Annotated in this window: 3 protein-coding genes and 1 pseudogene; 2 read left to right on the top strand and 2 right to left on the bottom strand. The window is 73.3% G+C overall.

Features of this window, described 5'->3' with window-relative positions; translation table 11 throughout:
* Window positions 1-353: pseudogene (locus GTW67_RS27850) on the top strand (hypothetical protein); the annotation flags it as partial.
* 10 nt (window positions 354-363) lie between these two features.
* Here the strand turns inward: GTW67_RS27850 and GTW67_RS27845 are convergent.
* Window positions 364-771 (bottom strand): DnaJ family domain-containing protein, encoded by a 408-nt coding sequence (locus tag GTW67_RS27845; protein ID WP_161167524.1) that lies wholly within the window; start codon window positions 769-771, stop codon window positions 364-366.
* Between the two features lie 92 nt (window positions 772-863).
* Between GTW67_RS27845 and GTW67_RS27840 the strand changes: the two genes are divergently transcribed.
* Window positions 864-1,256, top strand: coding sequence for an FHA domain-containing protein (locus tag GTW67_RS27840; RefSeq protein WP_161167523.1), 393 nt, complete (start codon window positions 864-866; stop codon window positions 1,254-1,256).
* Window positions 1,257-1,262: 6 nt separating this feature from the next.
* Here the strand turns inward: GTW67_RS27840 and GTW67_RS27835 are convergent, their stop codons facing one another.
* On the bottom strand, window positions 1,263-1,934 hold the full coding sequence (locus GTW67_RS27835) for an O-methyltransferase (protein ID WP_161167522.1): 672 nt from the start codon (window positions 1,932-1,934) through the stop codon (window positions 1,263-1,265).
* Window positions 1,935-2,150: the final 216 nt, after the last annotated feature.

The following is a 2,150-nucleotide window of genomic DNA, read 5'->3' as shown; positions in this document are numbered from 1 at the left end:
ACGGCACCGGCACAGGCATAGGCACCGCCGAGGGCACCGGCACCCGCGCCGACGGCGCCGCAGGCCCGCACGGGCTGCTGCCGCACGACGAGTGCGACCGGCTCGGGCAGCGGCTCCAGCACGCCGTGGCGGAGTTCGTGGACGCCCCCCGGGAATCCGTGGAGGAGGCCGACCGGGTCCTGGAGGAGCTTGCCGCCCGCTTCACGGACGCCGTCGCGCACCGCCGCCGCTCCCTGCGCACGTCCTGGCAGGAGGGCGGGGAGGAGACCCGCGCGACGAGCACCGACACCGAACAGCTCCGCCTTGCCCTGCGGGACTACCGCGAACTGGCCGACCGCCTGATGCACGTCTGACGCGCAGCCGTCACCGCTCCGCCCGGCGCTCCCGCCACTGACGTACGACCTCGTCTACGTCGTAGGGCTTCTTGCCCAGCGGGGGCCCGGGCGGCGGCTTGAACATGACGTCGCGGATCTTGACGTTGATCTCCTCGACGATCCTGCGGGCGGCGCCCTCCGTGGGGGCGTCCAGCGCCGCCGTGAGCGCGTCCTCCGCCTCCTTGCGCAGGGCGAGCGTCGGCGGCAGCACGGACAGACCCTCGCGGGCCATCTTCCGCTTGACCCACCACAGTTCGTCGTACGTGCTCTCCACGTCGCTAGGGAGGGGTTTGCCCACCCCCGGCAACCGGTCGAACTCCCCGCGCGCGTCCGCGTCGCGGATCTGTTTGTCGACCCAGGACTCGAAGTCGACGCCGGGTGGCTTTCGCTCGGTCATGACCCCATTGTGCCGGACACCGCACCACCGGCCGATCTATCATGCGGCGGCGACAGGCCAACGCCCACGCGGAACGTCTCGAAGGAGCGCACGTGCTCGAACTGACCATGGCCGCCGTCACCGCGGCGGACGCGGGCGCCACCGCCGGCATGCAGATGGCCGACGCGCCCAGCGAGCCCGGCGCGGTGCTGCGGGTGGGCCGGGACAAGTCCGTGTGCCGGCTGTCGACGCCGGACGACTGGCTGTTCGTCTCCCGGGTCCACCTGGAGTTCCGCTGCGGGCCCGACGGGACCTGGCAGCTGACCTGGCTGCGCGGCTCGCAGCCCGACCCGTCGTCGGAGGTCCGGCTCACCGTCGGCGAGCACACGCAGCCCCTCGTCTACGGCGGCACCGTGCCGCTCCCCCGGGGCGGCAGCGGCGAGATCGTCGTCCAGGACCGCACCGAGCCGCGCAGCGTCAACGTCGGCTTCTACCACGAGGTGTGAGCGCGCTCAGGCCAGGACGCGGGCCAGCGCGAAGCCGTCGTATCCCTTGCTGCCGACGGTCTGGACGGCGGTGCCGCTGAGCCGCGGATGGCTGCCGATCATCTCGATGGCGGCGCGGGTGCCGCGCACGTCGTCGGCGTCGCTGCCGGCGTCGGCGACGCGTCCGCCGCGGACGACGTTGTCCACGACGATCAGGCTGCCCGTGCTGGTGAGGCGCAGGGCCCACTCCAGGTAGTGCGGGTTGTTGCCCTTGTCGGCGTCGATGAAGACCAGGTCGAAGGGGGGCGGGTTGTCGTCGGCGAGCTTCGGCAGCGTCTCCAGGGCGGGGCCCACGCGTACGTCGACGAGGTCCTCCAGGCCGGCGCGGGCGATGTTCCGGACGGCGACCTCGGCGTGCCGGGCGCTGTACTCCAGGGTGACGAGCCGGCCGTCGGCGGGCAGGGCGCGGGCCAGCCAGATGGTGCTGTAGCCGCCGAGGGTGCCGATCTCCAGGACGCTCCGGGCGCCCTGGAGCTGGGCGAGGAGGTGGAGGAGCTTGCCCTGAGTGGGCGTGACGGCCACGGGCGGTAGCCCGGCGGCATCACTGTCCCGCAGGGCAGCCTCCAACGCGTCGTCCACCGGAACGAGCTGACCGGTGAAGTAGCCATCGACGTCGTCCCAGACCCGTGAGTCACTCATACCGAAGAGCCTAGACACGCAGGGGAGACCTGTCCCGGAGTTGCCGGCGACCCATCGGCCGTGTCCCCACCGAAGCCTCCGGCCGCGCCCTCAGCGGACGAACCCACCGCGGGCACGGGCCGCCCGGCGGCGGAACTCCCGGCGGGGCGGCGCCTGCGGCGCGGGCTCCCCGGCGGGGCCGGTCTTCGGCCGTGCCGTGTCCTGCGCGTTCGCGCC

It is taken from the genome of Streptomyces sp. SID5910 (genome assembly GCF_009862125.1).
GTDB lineage: Bacteria > Actinomycetota > Actinomycetes > Streptomycetales > Streptomycetaceae > Streptomyces.
Note: the sequence above shows the minus strand (reverse complement) of the source record. Positions and strands in the feature narration are given on the sequence as shown.

Coding starts and splice junctions, on each gene's coding strand:
- GTW67_RS27845 (WP_161167524.1), bottom strand. CDS start 771: ATGACCGAGCGAAAGCCACCCGGCGTCGACTTCGAGTCCTGGGTCGAC.
- GTW67_RS27835 (WP_161167522.1), bottom strand. CDS start 1,934: ATGAGTGACTCACGGGTCTGGGACGACGTCGATGGCTACTTCACCGGT.